A 20,848-nucleotide genomic window follows, 5' to 3' on the forward strand; every position below is an offset into this window, starting at 1 on the left:
AACCGCGCCAGAACCGCGCCCCAGCGTCAGCCTTGGGCAACGGCTCCGGCGCGGCGGCGCAGGCGCTAACCCAGAAGCTGCGGCTCGGGCAGATCGTTGGCCCGGCAGCAGGCGGTGAGCGTGTTGGCCAGCAGGCAGGCGATGGTCATCGGCCCCACACCGCCCGGCACCGGGGTGATGGCCCCCGCCACCTCGGAGGCACTGGCATAATCGACATCGCCGACCAGCCGGTGACCCTCGCCATCGTCCTTCGGCACACGGTTGATGCCGACGTCGATCACCGTGGCGCCCGGCTTGATCCAGTCGCCCGGCACCATCTTCGGCCGGCCCACCGCGGCAACGACGATATCGGCGCGCCGCACCGTCTCTGCCAGATCCTTGGTGCGCGAATGCGCGATGGTCACCGTGCAGCTCTCGCCCAGCAACAGCTGCGCCATCGGCTTGCCGACGATATTGCTGCGCCCGATCACCACGGCCTCCATGCCCGAAAGGGAGCCGTGGTGGGCCTTCAGCATCATGAGGCAGCCGAGCGGCGTGCAGGGCACGAGGCTCTTCTGGCCGGTGGCGAGCAGGCCGACGTTCTGGATGTGGAAGCCATCGACGTCCTTGGCGACGTCGATGGAGTTGATGACGAGGTCGCTATCCAGATGATCCGGCAGCGGTAGCTGCACGAGAATGCCATGCACCGCCGGGTCGTCATTGAGCTCGCGCACCTTGGCGAGCAGGTCGGCCTCGGAGGTGTCGGCCGGCATCTTGTGCTCGAAGCTCTGCATCCCGGCTTCCACCGTCTGCTTGCCCTTGGAGCGCACATAGACCTGGCTGGCGGGGTCTTCCCCCACCAGCACCACGGCGAGGCCCGGGGTGATGCCGTGATCGGCCTTCAGGGTCGCCACCTCCTCGGCAATGCGCCCCCGCAGGTTGGCCGAGAAAGCCTTGCCGTCGATCACCTCTGCCGTCATCAGAACAGGCCCTCTATCTGCAAATCGTCGTTGAGGCGGATACTCTCCGCCGAAGGCACCCGCGGCAAGCCGGGCATCGTCATGATCTGTCCGCAGACCACCACCACGAAGCCGGCGCCGGCGGAAAGCCGCACCTCGCGCACGGGCACCGAATGGCCGGTGGGCGCGCCGCGCAGGTTGGGATCGGTCGAGAAGGAATACTGCGTCTTGGCCATGCAGACCGGCAGGTGGTCGTAGCCATCCTTCTCCCACTGGTGCAGCTGATCGCGGATCGACTTGTCGGCCAGCACCTCGTCGGCATGGTAGATGCGCTTGGCAACGGTTTCGATCTTCTCGAACAGGGGCATCTCGTCGGGGTAGAGCGGCGAGAAGTTCGATGTGTGCTCGGCGAGCTCGACGACCTTGTACGCCAGATCCTCGATGCCCGCGGAGCCGTTTGCCCAGTGCTTGCAGAGCACCGCTTCGGCGCCCTGCCCGGCCACGTAATCCTTCACCGCCTGCACCTCGGCATCGGTATCGGTGACGAAGTGGTTGATAGCCACCACGACCGGCACGCCGAAGCTCTTCACGTTGGAGATATGGCGGCCGAGGTTGGCGCAGCCCTTCTTGATGGCCTCGACATTCTCGGTGCCGAGGTCGCCCTTGGCGACACCGCCGTTCATCTTCATGGCGCGGCAGGTGGCGACGAGCACCACGGCATCGGGCGCAAGACCGGCCTTGCGGCACTTGATGTTCATGAACTTCTCGGCGCCGAGATCGGCGCCGAAGCCGGCTTCCGTCACCACGTAATCGGCGAGCCGCAGCGCCGTGGTGGTAGCGATGACGGAGTTGCAGCCGTGGGCGATATTGGCGAACGGGCCGCCGTGCACGAAGGCGGGGTTGTTCTCCAGCGTCTGCACGAGGTTGGGCTGCATCGCGTCTTTCAGCAGCACCGTCATGGCGCCATCGGCCTTGAGGTCGCGGCAATAGACCGGCGTCTTGTCGCGGCGATAGGCCACGATCATGTCGCCGAGGCGCTTTTCGAGGTCCTTCAGATCCTTGGCGAGGCAGAGGATCGCCATGACCTCGGAGGCGACGGTGATGTCGAAGCCGGCCTCCCGCGGGAAGCCGTTGGCCACGCCGCCGAGCGAGGCGGTGATCTGGCGCAGCGCCCGGTCGTTCATGTCGACCACCCGGCGCCAGACGACGCGGCGGGTGTCGATCTCCAGCTCGTTGCCCCAGTAGATATGGTTGTCGATCATCGCAGAGAGGAGCGAATGGGCGCTGGTGATGGCGTGGAAGTCGCCGGTGAAATGAAGGTTCATGTCCTCCATCGGCACGACCTGGGCATAGCCGCCGCCCGCGGCGCCGCCCTTCATGCCGAAGTTCGGGCCGAGCGAGGCCTCGCGGATGCAGATCGCCGCTTTCTTGCCGATGCGGTTGAGCCCGTCACCGAGGCCGACGGTTGTCGTGGTCTTGCCCTCGCCCGCCGGGGTCGGGTTGATCGCGGTCACGAGGATGAGCTTGCCCTTGGGCTTGTCCTGCACCGACTGGATGAAATCCTGCGCCACCTTGGCCTTGTCATGCCCGTAGGGCAGCAGGCTTTCGGAGGGGATGCCGAGCTTGGCGCCGATCTCCTGAATGGGTTTCTTGCTGGCCTCGCGGGCGATTTCGATGTCGGTCTTGTGGCTCATGGCTCTCCCCTGCCCTCTCCCTGCCGCGGCCAGTGCCGGGCGTTGCGCCGAGGGATAACCGGGCAAGGCGCGGTGGAGAACGGCAATTCCGACACTTTCAGCGCTGGAATCGGCGGGGCCGGAGGCGCCAGGTTTCCGATGGGAACGACGCGGCGCCGGTAGGGGCGCCGGCCGCTCAGCTGGGTGCCCAGGCCCGCTGGCCCGGCACATGCAGGCGCAGCTGCTCGCCGAGCTGCAGCGTGCCTTCGCGCTCGACCCAGGCGGTGACACCGCGCTTGCCGGTGGCGGCGCGCTTGAACCCCTTGCCGTGGCCAGGGCGCGCATCCTCGATGGTGCGCGAGACGATGTTGCAGGGCTGGTTCTCCATATCCACCGTCAGCGTGGCGCCGCCCTCCTCGCCCTGCAGCCGGCTGTTCGGCGGCAGATGGGTGAAATCCGGCAGGCCGGAGACGACGATCGAGGCGCCGAGCCAGGCCGGGTCAATCTCGTCGAGCTCCAGCACCGCCGCGATCTCGGCCAGCTCCTCGGCGGAGACGATGCTGATCTGCCGCACGTTGCGGATCTCGGTGCCGCGCAGATATTGCGAGACCACCCGGCTGCAGGAGGGGCGCGTCAGCCCCGCATGCGCCTCGCCGGAGAGGCCGGCAAAGGTGAGCCGCATCTCCTCCAGCGCCTCGCAGACCAGCGCGCCGTCGCGATGCGGCACCCGGCCAAGCCAGGTGATGCGCCCGTAATTATCGGTTGGCACGAGTGCGGGCATGGGGGTCTCCTTGGCGGTGCGGATTGGCTCGGCGGCGACCTTAGGGGCGCCGCCGCGAAGCCTCAAGCAAGGCCGGTCCCGCAAACGTGAGCCGCCGGGCTGGGCCGCGCAGCGCGCCGGCCTAGATACGGCCTCAGGCCCCCCGGTGAGGCGCTGCCCCGGGGCCGGTGTCAGCGACATCTGCACCCCGGCGCCAGGAGCGGCCCATGACCTCCGAGACTGACAATCACCACCATCCCGACCGCCACGATGCCGACACGCCGGAATACGGCGGCGCCGCCGGCGGCTGGGGCTCGATGCAGGGCATCGCCAGCCTGATGGGGCAGGATCGCCCCTCGGCCGACGCGCTGCAGGCCCTCTCGCGGCAGAACAAGCCGGGCGGCGTGATGTGCACCGGCTGCGCCTGGGCCAAGCCCGCCAAGCCGCATGTGGCCGAATTCTGCGAGAATGGCGCCAAGGCCACGCTTTGGGAGCTGACGCACAACCGCTGCACGCCCGAGGTGATGGCCAGCCACACGCTTGCCGAGCTCCGCACCTGGCCCGACCACGATCTGGAACGCCTCGGCCGCCTCACCCATCCCATGCGCTATGACCCCGAGGCCGACACGTATGTGCCTGTCGCCTGGGAGGAGGCGTTCGCCGCCATCGGGCAGGAACTGCAGGCCCTCGACCCCAAATCGACTGTCTTCTATTCCTCCGGCCATGCCGGGCTGGAGGCTTCGTATCTCTACGCCCTGTTCGCCCGGCTCTACGGGCACAACAACCTGCCGCAATCCTCGAACATGTGCCACGAAACCACGAGCGTCGGCCTGAGCGAGATCATCGGCACGCCGGTGGGCACCTGCACACTCGACGATTTCGAGGAATGCGAAGCGATCTTCTTCTTCGGCCAGAACACCGGCTCGAACAGCCCGCGCTTTCTGCACCCGTTGAAGGAGGCGGTGGAGCGCGGCTGCAAGATCGTCACCTTCAACCCGGTGCGCGAGAAGGGGCTGCTGGAATTCGTAGACCCGCAGAACCCGCTGCAGATGACCGTGGGCAAGCCCACCCCGATCTCGACCCATTACTTCCAGGTCCGCCCGGGCGGGGACATCGCCGTGCTGATCGGCATGATCAAGCTGGTGCTCGAAGCCGAGGGCAAGGCGCCCGGCAGCGTGCTCGACAGCGCCTTCATCGAGAGCGAGACCAGCGGCTTTGCCGAGATGAAGGCCGCCGTGCAGGCCGTCGGCTGGGATGAGATCGAGCATACCTCGGGCCTCAGCCGCGAGATGATCGGCAAGGCAGCCGACATCTACCTCGGCGCCGAGAAGGTGATCGGCATCTACGGCATGGGGCTAACGCAGCATGTCCACGGCTTCCAGAACCTCGCCATGCTGGTCAACCTGCTGCTTCTGCGGGGCAATATCGGCCGCCCCGGCGCCGGCATCAGCCCGGTGCGCGGCCATTCCAACGTGCAGGGCCAGCGCACCGTCGGCATTGCCGAAAAGCCCAAGCTCGTGCCGGTCGAGAAGCTGGAGGAGCTCTTCGGCTTCGACTGCCCGCGCGACGAGGGGATGAACGCCGTGCATGCCTGCGAGGGCATCTTGGATGGCTCGGTCAAAGCGATGATCCTGCTCGGCGGAAACCTCGTGCGCGCCCTGCCCGACCGCGAACGGATGGAGGCGGCATGGCCCAACATGCGCCTCACCGTCTACATCGGCACCAAGCTCAACCGCAGCCATCTGACGCCGGGCCAGGTGAGCTACCTGCTGCCCTGCCTCGGCCGGCTCGATGAAGACATGCAGGCCAGCGGGCCACAGGCGATCAGCATCGAATGCTCGTTCAGCCATATCTATGGCTCTATCGGCAAGGCGACGCCGGCGTCGGAGCATCTGCTCTCTGAGACGGCCATCGTGGCAGGGCTGGCGAAGGCGACGCTGCCGCCCAACCCAAAGGTCAAATGGGACGAATGGACCGGCGACTACAGCCTGATCCGCGATCTGGTCGAGCAGAGCTACCCCAGCGATTTTCGCGATTTCAACGGCCGAATGTTCGAGCCCGGCGGCTTCTACCGCGGCAACGCGGCGCGCGAGCGCAAGTGGAACACCGAAAGCGGCAAGGCCGATTTTACCGCGCCCACCGTGATCTCCGCCCTCGGTGCAGAAGAGGCGGAGGGCCGGCTGACGCTGGTGACCCTCCGCTCCAACGATCAGTTCAACACCACGATCTACGGCTATTCCGACAGGCTGCGCGGGCTGAAGGGCTCGCGCGAGATCGTGCTGATCAACCGTGACGAGATGCGCCGCCTCGGCCTGACAGAGGGTCAGAAGGTGACGCTCGCCTCGGATTTCGACGATGACGTCACGCGACAGGTGCCGGGGCTCACGGTGACGGCATTCGATCTTCCAGACGGCTGCGTGGCGGGCTATTACCCTGAATTAAATGTTCTCGTTCCCCTGTCCTATCATGACATCAAGTCGCAGACCCCTGGTTCGAAAGGCGCCCCTGTTCGTATCCGGGCGTGACCCCCGCACCCTTTGTGGGAGCGACGCCGCGTGAGGCGTGTGCTCCCCTTCCTCATGCTCGCGGCCCTGCTGCCGCTGGCGGGATGCGGGGCGGTGCACATCAGCTTTCTCGACCCACAGGGGCCGGTCGCAGCGCAGCAGCGCGGGCATTTCCTGCTGATCATCGGCGTGATGATGATCATCGTGCTGCCGGTGCTAGTGCTCACGCCCTGGCTCGCCTGGCGCTATGCCTACGGCAAGCACAACGATTACCGGCCCGATTGGCACTTCAACTGGGGGTGGGAGCTGGCGCTTTGGGGCGTGCCCTTCGTGATCGCCGGGGTGCTCGGTGTCTTCCTGTGGCAGAACACCACCACGCTCGACCCCTATGACGAGCTGGCCATGCCCGGCGAGCCGCTGCAGGTGCAGGCCATCGGCTATGACTGGAAGTGGCTGTTCGTCTACCCCGAGCTTGGCATCGCCAGCATCGGCGAGCTGGCTTTCCCCGCCGACCGGCAGCTGGCGATCGAGCTGACCTCGGCCACGGTTATGCAGTCATTCTCCATCCCCGCGCTCGGCAGCCAGATCTATGCGATGGGCGGCATGGTCACCCGCCTGCACCTCGCTGCCGACGAGCCCGGCCGCTTCCTTGGCCGCAACACGCAATACAACGGCACGGATTTCTCCGATCAGCGGTTCGAGGCGGTGGCTATGAGCAGCGAAGATTTCGCCGCCTGGGTGGCAGAGGCGCAGGCCGCCCCGCCGCTCAGCCCCGAAGCGCAAGCTCTGGTCGCCGACCGGAGCGCGCCGGGTGACCTCGCCGAAAGCCTCGGCCGGTCGCTGCCGCTGACGTTCAGCCAGGCCTCGCCGGACATGTTCTCCACTATCGTGCACGAGGCCATGCAATGACGCTCGACGGTTTCATCGACGCCGCTCTTGGCCGCCTGCGGTGGGATGCCCTGCCCTTCTGGCCGATCGTCGAGCAGCCGCATGACGGGCAGGTCGTGCTCAACGCGCTGATCGCCAGCGGCGCCGCCTCGCTCGTCGTCTTCGGCGGGCTGGCGCTGCTGATCGTGCTCACACGCTACCGTCTTTGGGGGCCGCTCTGGCGCGACTGGCTGACCAGCGTCGATCACAAGAAGATCGGCATCATGTATGTCGTGCTCGCCCTCGTCATGATGGCGCGCGGGCTGGTCGAGGCCTTCATCATGCGGGCGCATCAGGCCAGCGCACTCAACGGCGGCTTTCTGACGCCGGAGCATTTTGGCCAGTTCTTCTCGACGCATGGCACGATCATGGTCTTCTTCGTGGCGATGCCGTTCCTCACCGGCCTGATCAACTACGTCATGCCGCTGCAGATCGGGGCGCGCGACGTCTCCTTCCCCGTCCTCAACTCCATCAGCCTCGGCCTGACGGCGGCGGGCGCGGCGCTGGTGATGGCGGCGCTGGTGCTGCTGCCCTTCTCCACCGGCGGCTGGACGGGCTACCCGCCCTATACAGAGAAGTCGTTCAGCCCCGGCGCGGGACCGGATTACTGGATCTGGGCGGTGACGCTCTCCTCCCTCGGCACCACACTCAGCGGCATCAACTTCGCCGTGACGATCTACAAGGAGCGGGCCGAGGGCATGACCTTCATGCGCATGCCGCTCTTCTGCTGGACGGTCGTGTGCACCTCGATCCTGATGATCTTCGCAATGCCGCCGCTGACCGTGGCGACGCTGCTGCTGGCGCTCGACCGCTATGCCGATTTCCACTTCTTCACGAACGATCTCGGCGGCAACATGATGAACTATGCCAACCTCTTCTGGCTGTTCGGCCACCCGGAGGTCTACATCCTCATCCTGCCCGCCTTCGGCATCTATTCGGAAGTCTTCACCACCTTCTCGGGCAAGACGCTCTACGGCTACGGCAGCCTTGTGATTGCGACGATGGCCATCGCGGTGCTCAGTTTCACCGTCTGGGTGCACCACTTCTTCACGATGGGGCAGTCGGCTGAGCTGAATGCCATCTTCGGCATCGCCACGATGCTGATCGGCATCCCCACCGGCGTGAAGATCTTCGACTGGATGCTCACCATGTACCGCGGCCAGCTGCGGCTGACGGTGCCGGTGATCTATTCGCTCGGCTTCATCATGCTCTTCGTCATCGGCGGCTCGACGGGCATCGTGCTGGCCAACCCCAGCGTCGATTACCAGGTGCACAACACGCTGTTCCTCGTCGCCCATTTCCACAACATGCTGATCCCCGGCACGCTCTTCGGCCTGCTGGCGGGCTACAGCATGTGGTTCCCCAAGGCCTTCGGCTTCCGCCTGAACGAGGCGTGGGGCCGCCGCGCCGCCTGGTGCTGGATCGGCGGGTTCATCCTGGCGTTCTTCCCGCTCTACGGGCTGGGCCTGCTCGGCATGCCGCGCCGCGCCTATGCCTATTTCGAGCCGGCCTATCTGCCCTTCACGCTGGTCGCCCTCGTCGGCGCCGCGCTGGTGCTCACCGCCTTCACGTGCCTCTGCATCCAGCTCGTCGTCAGCATCCGCCAGCGCGATGAGGCGCGGGTGACCGCCGGCGATCCATGGGACGGGCGGACGCTGGAATGGGCGACCTCGGCCCCACCGCCAGAATACAACTTCGCCGTCATCCCCGAGGTGGAGAGCCGCGATCCATTCGCCCAGGCCAAGATCAACGAGACCGCCTATCAGATCCCGAACGAGTGGGAGGATATCGAGATTCCGAGGAACGCCGCGCTCGGCGCCCTGCTCGGGCTCGCCGGCTTTGCCTGCGCCTTCGGCCTCGTCTGGTACATGTGGTGGCTGGTGGCGCTGGGCGCGCTCGGCGGCCTCGCCTCGATCATCGCCCGCAGCTTCGTGCGCGACACGAAAGAGACCATACCCGCCGCGCGCCTGAAGGCCGAGCATATCGCCTGGGTCGAGGCGGTGCGGGCGACGCCGCTGGCCACGCGCGACCGTGAGACCAGCCATCTGAACTTCGGCCGCGCCGTGCCGCTGGCGAGAGAGGGCGCATGAGTGGCCATCCCGGAATAAACCTCGGCGAGAGCCACGGCGCCGCCAACGACCAGGCCGAAGTGCTGCTCTTCGGCTTCTGGGTGTTCATGATGAGCGATGCCGTGATCTTCGGCCTGCTCTTCGCAACCTATGTGGTGATGCTGAACGGCATGGCCGGCGGCCCCGGCCCGCAAGAGCTGTTCGAGCTGCGCCCCGCCTTCATCGAGACGATGATCCTGCTCACATCCAGCCTCACCATGGGGATGGCGTCGCTGGCCATGAAAGAAGGCCGCAGCAACGCCGTGCTCCTCGTCTGGCTCGGCGTGACACTGGCGCTCGGCCTCGCCTTCCTCGGCTTCGAGCTGAGCGATTTCGTCTCGATGGTGCAGAAGGGCGGCGTGCCGACACGCTCGGGCTGGCTGTCGTCCTTCTGGGCGCTCGTGCCGCTGCACGGGCTGCATGTCACCGCGGCCTCGCTCTGGCTGATCGTCATCGGCGCCCAGGTGCTCATCTACGGTCAGGATGCGGCGATGAAGACGGCCATGCTGCGCCTCGGCGTGCTCTGGCACTTTCTCGATATCGTCTGGATCGGCATCTTCTCGGTCGTCTACCTCGGAGGGCTGGCATGAGCGCAGAGATCCGCGAAGACGAAAGCGGCAGCCGCCCCGAGAGCGCCGCGCGCGAACGGCGCATCTATCTGCTCGGCTATGCCCTGGCGCTGGTGCTGACGCTGGTGCCGTTCGCGCTGGTCGCATGGGACCTCGCCGACCGGGGGACGATCCTCATCGGCATCGGCATCGCCGCCCTGCTGCAGGTCGTCGTGCATTTCCGCTGCTTCCTGCACATCCGCTTTCAGGGCCAGTCGCGCGAGGATCTGCAGCTGATCCTCTTCACCACGCTGATCCTCGTGATCATGATCGGCGGCACGATCTTCATCCTGGCGAACCAGGCGGCGCGGATGATGTGAGCGCCGGCCCCACAGCCCGGCGCCGTTCGGCCAGATACTGCCCCGCCTCGGCCTGCATGGCGTTGAAGCGGGCTGCCACGAAATCCTCGAAATCGAGGAGCAGCGGGCTGCCGGCAGAGGCGTGGTGGGTGACGGTGCCGAGGGCGACAACCGGCAGATCCTCGGGCGCGCCGAGCACCTTCAACTCGCCCTCCCGCAGCTCGCTCAGTGCGGCGATGACCGGCAGGATGGCGAAGGATTCCACCATTCGCAGCATGTTCAGCAGCGCCTTGCCCGATTCGCTGGAGGCGAAGCTGCGCATATGCATCACCCCCATCCGCGCCAGCACCCGTTCGGCATAGCCATGCATGATCGACCGGTCGGCATGGCCGATCCACAGGCCGGATTCCAGGATTTCAACCAGCGACAGCGCCGGGTCCGGCTCGTAAGCAGCGCGCACGAAGATGGCGTGCTCGGCATCGATGAGCCGGCGCTGGATCAGGCCGACGCTGCCGTCGGCGCTTTCCATCGGCACCAGCGCGATGTCGAGCCGCCGCTCAGTCACCCTGTCGCGCAGCTCGGGGCCGTAGGCCGCGCAGAGTTCGAACCGCACACCCGGGCTCAGGAGGTGATACTCGGCGACGATGCGGGCCATGACATCTTCGCAGAAGAACGGCGGCGCGCCGACGCGGATGGTGCCGACCTGCCCGTCGGCCATCTGCTCCGCCGCCTGCCCCGCCTCGCGGATGATGGCGCGCAGCTGCGTGCCGCGCAGCGCCAGCTCGCGCCCAAGCTCCGTCGGCTCCAGCGGCTGGCGGCGGCGGGAGAGCAGGCTTTGCCCCACCCGCCCTTCCAGCTGCGCCACCGCCTTGCTCAAAGCCGGCTGCGCCATGCCCAGCGCCTCGGCGGCGCGGGTAAACGAGCGCTCCTCGACCACGCGGGAGAACAGCATCAGGCTGCGCGGATCGAGCTGCAGGACCTTGGCCATGGCGCCACCTTTATGCCTTCAGGGAATGAACACGTGCCAAGACATTATTTGAAAGCAAGAAGCAAGCAAGGCAAGCTTCGCCCAAGCCTCGGGGAGGAGGCACAGCAGGGCTGGGAGGGCTCTATGCAACGCCGCACCGCGCTGGTGCCGGGGGATCTTTGGGCCCTCCGCGCAATCACAGCGCTCTTGCTCTTTGCCATGATGGCCCTGACCTTCGTCGACGTGCTCGGGCGCTATCTCTTCAACGCGCCGGTCTATGGCGCGGCGGAGATGATTCAGATCCTGCTCGCCGCCACCATCTTCTCCGGCCTCGGCCTCGTCTCTGATGCCGACACCCATATCACCGTCGATCTGTTCGAGGCGCCGCTCGCCAAGGCCTTTGGCCGGCCGCGGCGCATTCTGATCGGACTCGTCTCGGCCGCCGGGCTGCTGCTGATCGGCTATGAGCTGGCGCGCACCGGCCAGAAGGCCATCGAGACGGCGCGCGAGACGCTGGTGCTGGAATGGCCGCAGGCCTGGCTGTCGCTGCCGGGTGCCATCTTCTGCGTCATTGCCGCGGCGCTTCAGCTCAACCGGAGCCTTCGCAAGTCATGATCGCCGCCCTCATCGCCTTCGCCATCGTCCTCGCGCTCTGCTTCTTCGGCATCCGCATCGGCTTCGCTACGCTCTTCGTCGGCTTCATCGGCTTCGCGCTGGAGCGCGGGGTCGGCCCCGCCTTCTCGCTGATGGGCGGGCAGGTGCTAGAGACAGCGACGAGCTACTCGCTCTCCGTCATCCCGCTTTTCGTGCTGATGGGCGTGTTTATCTACCGCTCCGACATCTCGGGCGATCTCTACCGCGCTGCCCACGCCCGGCTGGGCCATTACCGGGGCGGGCTGGCGCATTCGACCGTGCTCGCCTGCGCCGGCTTCTCGGCCGTCTGCGGCTCGTCGCTCGCCACCGCCGCCACGATGACACGGGTCGCCCTGCCGCCCATGCGGGCGCATAACTACTCCGACCGTCTCGCCACGGGCACCATCGCAGCCGGCGGCACGCTCGGCATCATGATCCCGCCCTCCGTTCCCCTGATGATCTACGGCATCATCGCCGAGCAGGACATCGGGCGCCTCTTCATCGCCGGCATCCTGCCCGGTGCGATCCTCGTGCTCTCCTTCATGGCGGCCATTGTCGTCTGGGCGAGCCTGAAGCCTGACATGGCCCCGCCCGGCGAGAAGCTGGAGCGCAAGGAGGGGGCCAGCGCCGTGCGCGCGGTGCTGCCGGTGCTGGCGCTCTTCATCCTCGTCCTCGGCGGCATCTACGGGCGCATCTTCACGCCGACGGAGGCCGCTGGCATCGGCGCCACCGGCGCCGCGCTCATCGCCATGACCCGCGGGCATCTCTGGAGCTTCCGCGAATGGGTCGAGGCGCTGGTGGAAGCCTCGATGACCACCGCCTCGCTCTTCATGGTCGTTTTCGGCACCATGGTCTTCGCGCAATACATCAACCTCTCGGGCATGCCGTTCGATCTGATGTTCATGCTGCAGGACATGCAGCTGTCGCCCACCGGGCTGGTTGTCGGCATCTGCGTGATCGCCCTGCTGCTCGGCATGGTGTTCGAGTCGCTCGGCATCCTGCTGCTGCTCGTGCCGGTCTTCATGCCGGCGCTCCTGTCGGCGCAGGTCGATCTCATCTGGTTCGGCATCGTCATCGTGCTGGTGACAGAGCTGGGACTCATCACCCCGCCCATCGGCATGAACGTCTTCGTCGTGCGCGGCGTGGTCGACGATGTGCGCATGGCCGACATCTTCGCGGGCGTTCTGCCCTTCGCATTGGCGATGCTGGCAGTGCTGGCCCTCATCCTGGCGCTGCCGGGCATCGCAACGTGGCTTCCCGGGCTGTCCGGGTGAACCGGGCCGGCGGGGAGGCCGGCCCAAAAGGGAGGACTTTCATGAGCTATCAATTCAAGGCCGCACTGGCCGCAACCGGCCTGGCGCTGACCATCGGCGCCCCGGCCAGCGCCGATACCCGTGTGCTGGTGAACTGCTTCTTTCCGCCCCAGCATTTCGTCTGCACCGATGTGCTGGGCGGCTGGGCCGAGGATGTGAACGCCGCCACCGAAGGCCGCGTGCAGGTCGCCATCCTGCCGAGCAACATGGCGCCGCCGCCCGAACAGCTGAACTCCACCCGTGACGGCGTGTTCGACGCCGCCCTTCAGATGAACGTGTTCATCGCCAACGAAGTCACCGGCATTCAGCTTGGCATGCTGCCCTTCACCGGCACGTCGGATTCCCGCGCCAACTCGCTGGCGCTCTGGAACACCTACGAGCAGTACTTCGCCGAGGCCGACGAATACGACGGCGTCGAGCTGCTGTCTGTCTATGTCGCCCCGGGCGCCGATTTCTACTCGCTCGACAGCACGCCGATCCTGTCGGTGCAGGATCTGGCCGACAAGAAGATGTGGGCCGCCGCCGGCCTTGTCGCCGAAGAGCTGAAAGATCTCGGCTCTCCCGTCGTCTCCGGCCCCGCAGTGCAGATGACCGAGCTGATCCAGCGCGGCGTGGTCGACGGCTTCGTCGGCATCCCTGCTACCGATGCGAAGGTCTTCAACGTGCTGCCGCCCGCGCAGTCTATGACGGTGACCGATCGCAAGATCTCCACCCCCGCCTTCTCGTTCTTCATCAATTCCGATGTGTGGGACACGATCTCGCCCGAGGACCAGCAGGCTATCCGCGACCTCTCTGGCGCCGCCTGGGCCGAGACGGTGGGCACGATCTTCACCGAGGTCGAGATGGGCGTGCATGAAGAGATCGCCGGTATGATGGAGGTGAATCAGGCCTCGCCGGAGTTCGAGCAGGCGCTCATCGACGCCGCGCAGCCCTATGTCGACGCCTGGATCGAAGAGGCGAATGCCAAGGGCATCGACGGCCAGGGCGCGCTCGATTTCTACATGGCCGAAATCCAGCGGCTGTCGGCCGAATGATCAGGCGGCCAGGCGGACGGAACGAAGGGAGAGCAGCATGAGCAAGCCGAAGAACGTGCTCTGGATCATGGCCGATCAGCTGAGGTTCGATTACCTCAGCTGCTACGGCCATCCCCACCTGCACACCCCCAATATCGACCGCCTGGCCGCGCGCGGCGTGCGCTTCACCAACGCCTACGTCCAGTCGCCGATCTGCGGCCCCTCCCGGATGTCGAGCTACACCGGCCGCTACACCCGCTCCCACGGCGCCACGTGGAACGGCTTCCCCCTCCGCGTCGGCGAGCCGACCCTCGGCGACCACCTCCGCGAGATCGGCGTGCGCCCGGTGATCGTCGGCAAGACCCACATGGTCGCCGACACCAAGGGGATGGAATGGCTGGGCATCGACCCCGGTTCGACCATCGGCATCTCCATCTCCGAATGCGGCTTCGAGCCCTACGAGCGCGACGACGGGATGCACCCCTATGGCCCCTACGACCCCGACCCGGAGTACAACCGCGCGCTCAAGGAGTCCGGCGTCGAGGGCGACAACCCGTGGGAAGAGCACGCCAATTCCGGCCTCGGCGACGATGGCGAGCGCCTCTCCGGCTGGCTTCTGAAATACGCCAACCTGCCGGCCGATGTGCCGGAGGAGCTGTCAGAGACCCCCTACATGACCCGCCGGGCCATGCAGTTCATGGAAGAGGCCGGCGACGAACCCTGGCTCTGCCACCTCTCCTTCATCAAGCCGCACTGGCCCTATATCGTCCCCGCGCCCTACCACGACATGTACGGGCCGGATGACATCCTGCCCCCCGTGCGCGCCGAAGCCGAGAAGGAGACGGACCACCCCGTCTTCCGAGCCTTCATCGAAAGCCGCATCTGCCGCAGCTTCGCCCGTGACGAAGTCCGCGAGCGGGTGATCCCCGCCTACATGGGCCTCATCAAGCAGATCGACGACCAGATGGGCGTGCTGTTCGACTGGATGGAAGAGCGCGGGCTGTTCGAGAACACCATGATCGTCTTCACCTCCGACCATGGCGACTACCTCGGCGACCACTGGATGGGCGAGAAGGACCTCTTCCACGAACCCTCCGTGAAGGTGCCGCTGATCGTCTATGACCCCCGGGAGGAGGCGGACGCCACCCGCGGCAAGGTGCGCGGCGAGCTGGTCGAGGCCATCGACCTCGCCCCCACCTTCCTCAGTTATTTCGGCGGCACGGCGAAGCCCCATGTGCTGGAGGGCCGCGGGCTTGAGCCGCTGCTCCACAACCGCGCCAAGCCCGCCGAGTGGCGCCAATACGCGGTGTCGGAATACGATTACGCCACCCGCCCCGCCCGTCAGGCCATCGGCAATGCGCAGGAGGATGCGCGGCTGGTGATGCTGCGCGACGGGCGGTGGAAATACATCCACGCCGAGGGTTTCCGCCCGATGCTCTTCGATCTGCAGACCGACCCCGACGAGCTGGAGGATCTCGGCGCCAGCCGCGCGCCGGAACATGCCGCCGTGCGCGCCCGCATGATGGTCGCCCTCGGCCGCTGGTCGCGCCGCCACCACAACCGCATCACCCTCTCGCCCGAACAGATCGAGGCGATGACCGGCAAGGAGCCGCCCGGCATCCTCATCGGCTTCTGGGACGAGGCGGAATACGAGGCCGAATTCGGCAAACCCTTCGCAGAGCGTCCCTGAGCGGCTGAGGCGGGGCCAGCGGCCCGGCCGCCCTGCCCCGCGGAGCGGTTATTCACTCCGAGAGCGTGGCTGATTATCGGTCACGGAAAAGGCGCATGAGCGCCTGAGGCCGCAGGCAACCACAAAGGTCGCCACGCGACGCTTGTAAAGCTCAAGCGCCCGCCCCAATGTTAATGCCATTAACATTGACCTCTCTTCCCAGCATATCGGAGACCGACCCATGCGTACAAGCGTCCTTCCCCTTTGTCTGGCGGCCCTCGCCATACCGGCCGCGCTCTCGGCAGAGCCCGACCTGCGCGCCTCCCTCGACCAGCTCGCCCCCGAGCTGCTGGCGCGAGAGGACGTCCCGGCCCTCGCCGTGGGCTACATCGCCGACGGCGAGGTCCAGTGGACGGCCATCTACGGCGAGCAGGCCCCCGGCCAGCCGGCGACGGAGGAGACGCTCTTCAACGTCGCCTCGCTGACCAAGCCCATCGTGTCCGAGCTCGCCCTCTCGCTGGCCTCCGAGGGCGAGATCGACCTCACGGCCCCGATGGCTCCCGCCTGGACGGACGGCGACTTGGCGGATGACCCGCGCGCCGCGCTGATCACGCCGGAGATGGCGCTGAGCCACCGGACGGGCTTTCTGCGCAACTGGCGCGAAGACATGCCGGGCGGACAGCTGACCATCGAGGCCGAGCCGGGCACCGTCTCCGCCTATTCGGGCGAGAACTTCTCGGCGCTCGGCAAGTTCATCGTCGGCTCGGTGAGCCCGGATTTCCCCGGTCTCGTGCAGGCCCATGTCTTCGGCCCGGCCGGGATGACCGACACCTTCTTCAGCCCCGATCCTTCGTGGGAGGGCCGGGTCGCCATGGTGCGGGGGCCGGACGGGGAGCTCGCCCTCCCGTCGTTCAGCGAAGGCGGCAGCGCCGCCGACGACCTGCACAGCACCATCGGCGACTACTCCCGCTTCACCGCCTGGGCGATGGCCGGCGAGCACCTGACGGAGGAGCTGCGCGAAGCCCGCGGCAGCATCACCATCGACGATACGGCGGCGGCCTGCCCCGAAGGGATCATCCCGCAGGACATGTGCCCCGCCGCCTCCGGCTACGGGCTGGGCTGGATGGTCTATGACAGCGGCGACCACAACTTCCTTCTGCACAACGGCAAGGGCTGGGGCGAGCGGACCATCGCGCTCTTCGCCCCCGAGGAAGACTTTGGCGTCGTCGTGTTCACCTCCGGCGCGAACGGCCGCACGGTCATCAGCGAGGTTCTGCAGCTCCTCGTGCCCGACGACCGGCTCAACACCCTCGTCGCGGCAGAGGCGGCGTACGAAATGCGGTAGGAACGCCGCTCTGGGGCGCTGGGAGGGGCATGTGCCCCGCTCCGGCGCCCCGCTCAGGCGGTCTCGCCCGCCGCTCCTGCCCCGCCCGCGGGCACACCGGCGAGTTTGCACGTCGCCGCATGCTGGCTGAGGAAGACCTCGCCGCTCAACGCCTCCAGCAGGTGGCTGCGCTTCAGCCGGTCCATCACCGGGCCCTTCACCTCGCTCAGATGCAGCCGGATGCCGGCATCGAAGAGGCGCGCATTGATCGCCTCCAGCGATTCCAGGGCTGACAGGTCGATCTCGTTGACGGCAGAGAACATCAGCACCACGTCGGTCAGCTCCGGCTTCTCGGCGGCAAGCTCGGCGAGCCGGTCTTCAAGGTAGCGGGCGTTGAGGAAGAACAGGCTCTCGTCGACCCTCAGCGACAGCACATGCGGCTGCGTCTCGACATCGTGGCGCCGGACGTTGCGAAAATGCTCCGTGCCCCGCACCTGGCCCACCACCGCCATATGCGGGCGCGAGGTCTTGTAGAGATGCACGAGGATCGAGGTCACCACGCCCGAGATCACCCCCAGCTCGACGCCCGCCCCCAGCGTCAGCAGGATCGTCACCGAAACGGCGGCGAAATCGGCGCGGCTGAACACCCAGGCCCGGCGCAGGATCGACAGATCGACGAGGCTGAGCACCGCGACGATTATGGTGGCCGCCAATGTCGCCTTGGGCAGATAGTGGATCAGCGGTGTCAGCAGCATCGCGGCCAGCGCCAGGCCGAGCGCGGTGAAGGCGCCGGCGGCCGGAGTTTCGGCGCCGGCATCGTAGTTGACGACCGAGCGCGCGAAGCCCCCCGTGACCGGGAAGCCGCCGGTGAACGCCGCGCCGAGGTTCGCGGCGCCGAGGCCGATGAGCTCCTGGTTGGGGTCGATGCGCTGGCGTTTTCGGGCGGCCAGCGTCTGCGCGACCGAGACGGACTCGACAAAGCCGATGACCGAGATGAGCAGCGCCGGCACCATGAGCTGCGAGACCAGATCGAGGGCGAGCGGTGGCATCGTCAGCGGCGGCAGGCTCTGCGGCACCTCGCCGACAATGGCGACGCCCTGGCCCGCAAGGTTGAAAAGCCAGACAGCCAGCGTCGTCACCACGATGGCCAGCACCGGGCCCGTCTTGGCGACCAGATCGGCCATCCGGGGCCCCAGCCCCATGCGCCGCAGCAGCGGCTTCAGCCCCCGGCGCACCCAGAAGAGGAAGGCGGTGGCCGATAGGCCGATCACGAGGGTGAGGACGTTGATGTTGCCGAGATGCGCCCAGAGGCTGGCGACGATCTCGATCAGATTGTCGCCCTCGGCCTCGATGCCGAGGATATGGCGCAGCTGGCTGGCGGCGATCAGCAGGCCGGAGGCGGTGATGAAGCCCGCAATCACCGGGTGCGACAGAAGGTTGGCCAGAAAGCCCAGCCGGAACAGGCCCATGGCCAGCAGCATGCCCCCCGACATCAGCGCCAGCGTCAACGCCGCCGCCGCGTAGCCGGCGGTTCCGCTCTCGGCCACGCTGCCCACCGCCGTGGCCGTCATCAACGAGACGACGGCGACGGGGCCGACGGCCAGCGCCCGTGAGGTGCCGAAGATTGCATAGAGCAGGATCGGTGCGATCGAGGCGTAGATCCCGGCCTCCGGCGGCAGCCCCGCCAGCAGCGCATAGGCCAGCGATTGCGGGATCAGCATGATCGTCACGATCACCGCCGCCACCGCATCGCCGGTGAAGGCGGCCCGGTCGTAGCGCCGGCCCCAGTCTAGGATCGGCAGGTATCGCGAGAGCGGCGGCAGGGACATGGGATTGATCCGTTCGGCAGGCGGGCATTGGGGTCGGGCGGCCGCAGGGGCCGCCCGGGGAGTGTCACTCGAAGCGGTTCACGGGCAGTTTCAGGTATTGATGCCCGTCATCCTCCACCGGGGGCAGCCGCCCGCCGCGCAGGTTGATCTGCAGCGCCGCGAGGATGCGGTTCGGCAGCGCCAGCGTCGCATCCCGTTCCTGCCGGCGCTTGATATAGGCGTCGCGCTCGGTGCCGTCCTTCACATGCCGGTTCTGCGCCTTGTGCTCGGCCACCGTCGCCTCCCATTGCGGCTCATCGCGGCCCTCCGCGCCGTAATCATGGCCGACGTAGAGCCGCGTCTCGGGTGGCAGGGCGAGGATAGCCTGGATCGAGTCCCAAAGCTCAGAGGTTTTGCCGCCCGGAAAGTCGGACCGCGATGTGCCGACATCGGGCTGCATCAGCGTGTCGTGCACGAAGGCCGCGTCGCCGCAGACATAGGTGATCGAGCCAAGCGTATGGCCGGGCGAGAGCATGACGCTCATCTCCAGCTCACCGAGCTTGAAGGTCTCGCCCTCTTCGAACAGGTGGTCGAAATCGCGGGTCGGGTCGAAGGCGCCGGGCAGGTTGTAGAGGCCGGCCCAGATCTCGGCGATCTTCGGCACCAGCGCCCCGATGGCATTCGGCGCGCCCGTCCGCTCCTTGAGATGGGCCGAGGCCATGACGTGGTCGGCATGCGGGTGGGTGTCGAGCACCCATTCCACCGTCAGCCCCTGCTCGGCGACCAGATCGAGCACCTGATCCATGCTCTCGGTCGACAGGCGGTAGTTCTTCGGGTCGAAATTCCACGCCACGTCGATCAGCGCGGCCTTCTTCGTGGCCGGGTCGGCGCAGATATACTGGATCGAGCCGGTATCGGGCTCGTAGATGCCCCAGACATCGGGGCTGCCAGCGCCCGTCGAGGGAGAGTGGCGGACCACGCGGGAGTTGAGTGCGTCGGTCATCGTGTTGCTCCTTTGGCAATCAGGCGGAAATCAGGAATGTTGCGGGCCGCCCAGATGCCGACCAGCATGAAGGGCACGAAGATCAGCGTGCCGCTGGCGGCGATGGGCAGCGAGGTCAGCGCCGGGCCGGGGCAAAAGCCGCCAAGGCCCCAGCCGATGCCGAAGATCGCGGCGCCCGTGATGAGCCGCGGCTCAAGATCGCGCTTTGTCGGGATATGGAACTGGTCGGCGAAGAGCGGCTGATAGCGCAGCCGGGCGAGCAAGGCATAGCCGGGCGCGGTGACAAGGATGGCGCCGCCCATGACGAAGGCGAGGCTCGGGTCCCAGGTGCCGAAGATATCAAGGAAGTTCAGCACCTTGGCCGGGTCTGACATGCCGGAGACGATGAGCCCCAGCCCGAAGAGCAGGCCGGAGAGAAGGGCGAAGAGATGTTTCATGGCTAAGCCCCTCAGATCAGGTGGCGGGTGACGAGGACGGTGAGGATCGCCGTCGTCATGAAGGTGATTGTCGCTACGATAGAGCGGGTGGCGCCGCGAGAGATACCGCAGACACCGTGGCCCGAGGTGCAGCCGCCGCCGAGGATGGCGCCGAAGCCGACGAGCAGGCCGGCCCCTGCCATCAGCAGCGGGTCGGACGGCACCCATTGCTCCGGCCAGCCGCCCGAGACGACCCACCACAGCGGCGCCGCCAGCAGCAGGCCGAGGACGAACAGCGCCGAGACGCCGCGCGCCTCACTGTCCGCGTAGCGCTGGAAAATGCGCGAGGTCAGGCCGCTGATGCCGGCGATGCGCCCGCTGGTGGCCATCAGCAGCACGGCAGACGCGCCGATCATCATTCCGCCCCCGAGGGACACCCAGGGGGTGAAAGCGGTTTCCATAGCGTCACTCCGTGTTAACAACTTGGGGTCAAGGCTCTTGCCCTGTTCGATGATGCCGATATATACACTCAAACGAATATGCAATAGGCCGCATACATGGAAGTCGAAGATTTTCTGAAGGGGGACATCACGGGCGCCGCGGCGCTTATGGGGATGCTCGCCTCCGAGACGCGGTTGCGCATTCTGTGCCGGCTGCTCGAAGGTGAGCGCTCGGTCGGCGAGCTGGCGCGCGAGTGCAGCCTGCCCCAGCCGACGATGTCGCAGCAGCTGAAGCGCCTGAAGGAAGCCGGGCTGATCGAGGGTCGGCGCGAGGCGCAGACGATCTACTACCGGCTGATCGGCGACGAGGTGACCGCCGTGCTCAACACGCTCTACGGGCTTTACTGCCATCGCTGAGGCGGCGGCGCCTTCCCCTACGCCATGG

Annotated in this window: 19 protein-coding genes; 11 read left to right on the forward strand and 8 right to left on the reverse strand. The window is 66.9% G+C overall.

Going from position 1 to position 20,848, the window contains the following annotated elements:
* Positions 1-65: 65 nt before the first annotated feature.
* From folD to ACXN5S_RS14175, 3 genes are all read right to left on the reverse strand, one after another.
* Positions 66-959 (reverse strand): bifunctional methylenetetrahydrofolate dehydrogenase/methenyltetrahydrofolate cyclohydrolase FolD, encoded by an 894-nt coding sequence (gene folD, locus ACXN5S_RS14165; protein WP_458606104.1) that lies wholly within the window; start codon positions 957-959, stop codon positions 66-68.
* Positions 959-2,632, reverse strand: a complete 1,674-nt coding sequence (locus ACXN5S_RS14170) for a formate--tetrahydrofolate ligase (RefSeq protein ID WP_458606105.1) — start codon at positions 2,630-2,632, stop codon at positions 959-961. Before ACXN5S_RS14170 ends, folD begins: the two co-directional genes overlap by 1 nt.
* A 175-nt stretch (positions 2,633-2,807) precedes the next feature.
* A complete protein-coding gene (locus tag ACXN5S_RS14175) occupies positions 2,808-3,392 on the reverse strand; it encodes an MOSC domain-containing protein (RefSeq protein WP_458606106.1) in 585 nt (194 codons plus the stop codon).
* A 206-nt stretch (positions 3,393-3,598) separates the two neighbouring features.
* Here ACXN5S_RS14175 and ACXN5S_RS14180 point away from each other — a divergent pair, with 206 nt between their 5' ends.
* The 5 genes from ACXN5S_RS14180 to cyoD are packed head-to-tail and all read left to right on the forward strand — an operon-like array spanning position 3,599 to position 9,838.
* Entirely contained in the window at positions 3,599-5,896 is a 2,298-nt protein-coding gene (locus tag ACXN5S_RS14180) for an FdhF/YdeP family oxidoreductase (RefSeq protein WP_458606107.1), read from the forward strand.
* Positions 5,897-5,926: 30 nt separating this feature from the next.
* Positions 5,927-6,784, forward strand: coding sequence for a cytochrome ubiquinol oxidase subunit II family protein (locus tag ACXN5S_RS14185; RefSeq protein ID WP_458606108.1), 858 nt, complete (start codon positions 5,927-5,929; stop codon positions 6,782-6,784).
* Complete coding sequence (locus tag ACXN5S_RS14190; RefSeq protein ID WP_458606109.1) at positions 6,781-8,892, forward strand: cbb3-type cytochrome c oxidase subunit I; 2,112 nt, start codon at positions 6,781-6,783, stop codon at positions 8,890-8,892. The genes ACXN5S_RS14185 and ACXN5S_RS14190 overlap by 4 nt, the downstream gene beginning before the upstream one ends.
* The gene (locus ACXN5S_RS14195; RefSeq protein WP_458606110.1) at positions 8,889-9,500 is read left to right on the forward strand and encodes a cytochrome c oxidase subunit 3; all 612 of its coding nucleotides are present in this window, start codon (positions 8,889-8,891) and stop codon (positions 9,498-9,500) included. The genes ACXN5S_RS14190 and ACXN5S_RS14195 overlap by 4 nt, the downstream gene beginning before the upstream one ends.
* The gene (cyoD, locus tag ACXN5S_RS14200; protein WP_458606111.1) at positions 9,497-9,838 is read left to right on the forward strand and encodes a cytochrome o ubiquinol oxidase subunit IV; all 342 of its coding nucleotides are present in this window, start codon (positions 9,497-9,499) and stop codon (positions 9,836-9,838) included. Before ACXN5S_RS14195 ends, cyoD begins: the two co-directional genes overlap by 4 nt.
* Here cyoD and ACXN5S_RS14205 read toward each other — a convergent pair.
* Positions 9,804-10,805 (reverse strand): LysR family transcriptional regulator, encoded by a 1,002-nt coding sequence (locus ACXN5S_RS14205; RefSeq protein ID WP_458606112.1) that lies wholly within the window; start codon positions 10,803-10,805, stop codon positions 9,804-9,806. The two genes, cyoD and ACXN5S_RS14205, sit on opposite strands and share 35 nt — an antisense overlap.
* A 123-nt stretch (positions 10,806-10,928) precedes the next feature.
* Here ACXN5S_RS14205 and ACXN5S_RS14210 point away from each other — a divergent pair, with 123 nt between their 5' ends.
* The 5 genes from ACXN5S_RS14210 to ACXN5S_RS14230 all read left to right on the forward strand — a co-directional run bounded on the left by ACXN5S_RS14210 (position 10,929) and on the right by ACXN5S_RS14230 (position 16,757).
* Positions 10,929-11,399: a TRAP transporter small permease gene (locus tag ACXN5S_RS14210; RefSeq protein WP_458606113.1), complete on the forward strand. Its 471-nt coding sequence runs from the start codon at positions 10,929-10,931 to the stop codon at positions 11,397-11,399.
* Positions 11,396-12,691, forward strand: a complete 1,296-nt coding sequence (locus ACXN5S_RS14215) for a TRAP transporter large permease (RefSeq protein ID WP_458606114.1) — start codon at positions 11,396-11,398, stop codon at positions 12,689-12,691. The genes ACXN5S_RS14210 and ACXN5S_RS14215 overlap by 4 nt, the downstream gene beginning before the upstream one ends.
* Before the next feature lie 41 nt (positions 12,692-12,732).
* Entirely contained in the window at positions 12,733-13,764 is a 1,032-nt protein-coding gene (locus tag ACXN5S_RS14220; protein WP_458606115.1) for a type 2 periplasmic-binding domain-containing protein, read from the forward strand.
* A gap of 37 nt (positions 13,765-13,801) precedes the next feature.
* Positions 13,802-15,433 (forward strand): alkaline phosphatase family protein, encoded by a 1,632-nt coding sequence (locus tag ACXN5S_RS14225; RefSeq protein ID WP_458606116.1) that lies wholly within the window; start codon positions 13,802-13,804, stop codon positions 15,431-15,433.
* Positions 15,434-15,653: 220 nt separating this feature from the next.
* Positions 15,654-16,757, forward strand: coding sequence for a serine hydrolase domain-containing protein (locus ACXN5S_RS14230; RefSeq protein WP_458606117.1), 1,104 nt, complete (start codon positions 15,654-15,656; stop codon positions 16,755-16,757).
* Positions 16,758-16,810: 53 nt separating this feature from the next.
* Here the strand turns inward: ACXN5S_RS14230 and ACXN5S_RS14235 are convergent, their stop codons facing one another.
* The 4 genes from ACXN5S_RS14235 to ACXN5S_RS14250 form a co-directional block, all read right to left on the reverse strand.
* The gene (locus ACXN5S_RS14235; RefSeq protein WP_458606118.1) at positions 16,811-18,565 is read right to left on the reverse strand and encodes a SulP family inorganic anion transporter; all 1,755 of its coding nucleotides are present in this window, start codon (positions 18,563-18,565) and stop codon (positions 16,811-16,813) included.
* Positions 18,566-18,629: 64 nt separating this feature from the next.
* Positions 18,630-19,547, reverse strand: a complete 918-nt coding sequence (locus ACXN5S_RS14240; RefSeq protein ID WP_458606119.1) for an MBL fold metallo-hydrolase — start codon at positions 19,545-19,547, stop codon at positions 18,630-18,632.
* Positions 19,544-19,984 carry a DUF6691 family protein gene (locus ACXN5S_RS14245; RefSeq protein WP_458606120.1) on the reverse strand — a complete coding sequence of 147 codons (441 nt, stop codon included), beginning with the start codon at positions 19,982-19,984 and terminating at the stop codon, positions 19,544-19,546. The genes ACXN5S_RS14240 and ACXN5S_RS14245 overlap by 4 nt, the downstream gene beginning before the upstream one ends.
* 11 nt (positions 19,985-19,995) lie before the next feature.
* The gene (locus ACXN5S_RS14250; protein ID WP_458606121.1) at positions 19,996-20,424 is read right to left on the reverse strand and encodes a YeeE/YedE family protein; all 429 of its coding nucleotides are present in this window, start codon (positions 20,422-20,424) and stop codon (positions 19,996-19,998) included.
* 96 nt (positions 20,425-20,520) lie between these two features.
* On the opposite strand from ACXN5S_RS14250, the gene ACXN5S_RS14255 reads away from it, so the two are divergent.
* A complete protein-coding gene (locus ACXN5S_RS14255) occupies positions 20,521-20,820 on the forward strand; it encodes an ArsR/SmtB family transcription factor (RefSeq protein ID WP_458606123.1) in 300 nt (99 codons plus the stop codon).
* The last annotated feature ends 28 nt before the right edge of the window (positions 20,821-20,848 follow it).

The sequence above is a fragment of the Pseudoroseicyclus sp. H15 genome (assembly GCF_054353345.1).

Coding starts and splice junctions, on each gene's coding strand:
- ACXN5S_RS14240 (WP_458606119.1), bottom strand. CDS start 19,547: ATGACCGACGCACTCAACTCCCGCGTGGTCCGCCACTCTCCCTCGACG.
- ACXN5S_RS14210 (WP_458606113.1), top strand. CDS start 10,929: ATGCAACGCCGCACCGCGCTGGTGCCGGGGGATCTTTGGGCCCTCCGC.
- ACXN5S_RS14195 (WP_458606110.1), top strand. CDS start 8,889: ATGAGTGGCCATCCCGGAATAAACCTCGGCGAGAGCCACGGCGCCGCC.
- ACXN5S_RS14245 (WP_458606120.1), bottom strand. CDS start 19,984: ATGAAACATCTCTTCGCCCTTCTCTCCGGCCTGCTCTTCGGGCTGGGG.
- cyoD (WP_458606111.1), top strand. CDS start 9,497: ATGAGCGCAGAGATCCGCGAAGACGAAAGCGGCAGCCGCCCCGAGAGC.
- ACXN5S_RS14170 (WP_458606105.1), bottom strand. CDS start 2,632: ATGAGCCACAAGACCGACATCGAAATCGCCCGCGAGGCCAGCAAGAAA.
- ACXN5S_RS14215 (WP_458606114.1), top strand. CDS start 11,396: ATGATCGCCGCCCTCATCGCCTTCGCCATCGTCCTCGCGCTCTGCTTC.
- ACXN5S_RS14225 (WP_458606116.1), top strand. CDS start 13,802: ATGAGCAAGCCGAAGAACGTGCTCTGGATCATGGCCGATCAGCTGAGG.
- ACXN5S_RS14220 (WP_458606115.1), top strand. CDS start 12,733: ATGAGCTATCAATTCAAGGCCGCACTGGCCGCAACCGGCCTGGCGCTG.
- ACXN5S_RS14255 (WP_458606123.1), top strand. CDS start 20,521: ATGGAAGTCGAAGATTTTCTGAAGGGGGACATCACGGGCGCCGCGGCG.
- folD (WP_458606104.1), bottom strand. CDS start 959: ATGACGGCAGAGGTGATCGACGGCAAGGCTTTCTCGGCCAACCTGCGG.
- ACXN5S_RS14190 (WP_458606109.1), top strand. CDS start 6,781: ATGACGCTCGACGGTTTCATCGACGCCGCTCTTGGCCGCCTGCGGTGG.
- ACXN5S_RS14235 (WP_458606118.1), bottom strand. CDS start 18,565: ATGTCCCTGCCGCCGCTCTCGCGATACCTGCCGATCCTAGACTGGGGC.
- ACXN5S_RS14180 (WP_458606107.1), top strand. CDS start 3,599: ATGACCTCCGAGACTGACAATCACCACCATCCCGACCGCCACGATGCC.
- ACXN5S_RS14205 (WP_458606112.1), bottom strand. CDS start 10,805: ATGGCCAAGGTCCTGCAGCTCGATCCGCGCAGCCTGATGCTGTTCTCC.
- ACXN5S_RS14230 (WP_458606117.1), top strand. CDS start 15,654: ATGCGTACAAGCGTCCTTCCCCTTTGTCTGGCGGCCCTCGCCATACCG.
- ACXN5S_RS14175 (WP_458606106.1), bottom strand. CDS start 3,392: ATGCCCGCACTCGTGCCAACCGATAATTACGGGCGCATCACCTGGCTT.
- ACXN5S_RS14250 (WP_458606121.1), bottom strand. CDS start 20,424: ATGGAAACCGCTTTCACCCCCTGGGTGTCCCTCGGGGGCGGAATGATG.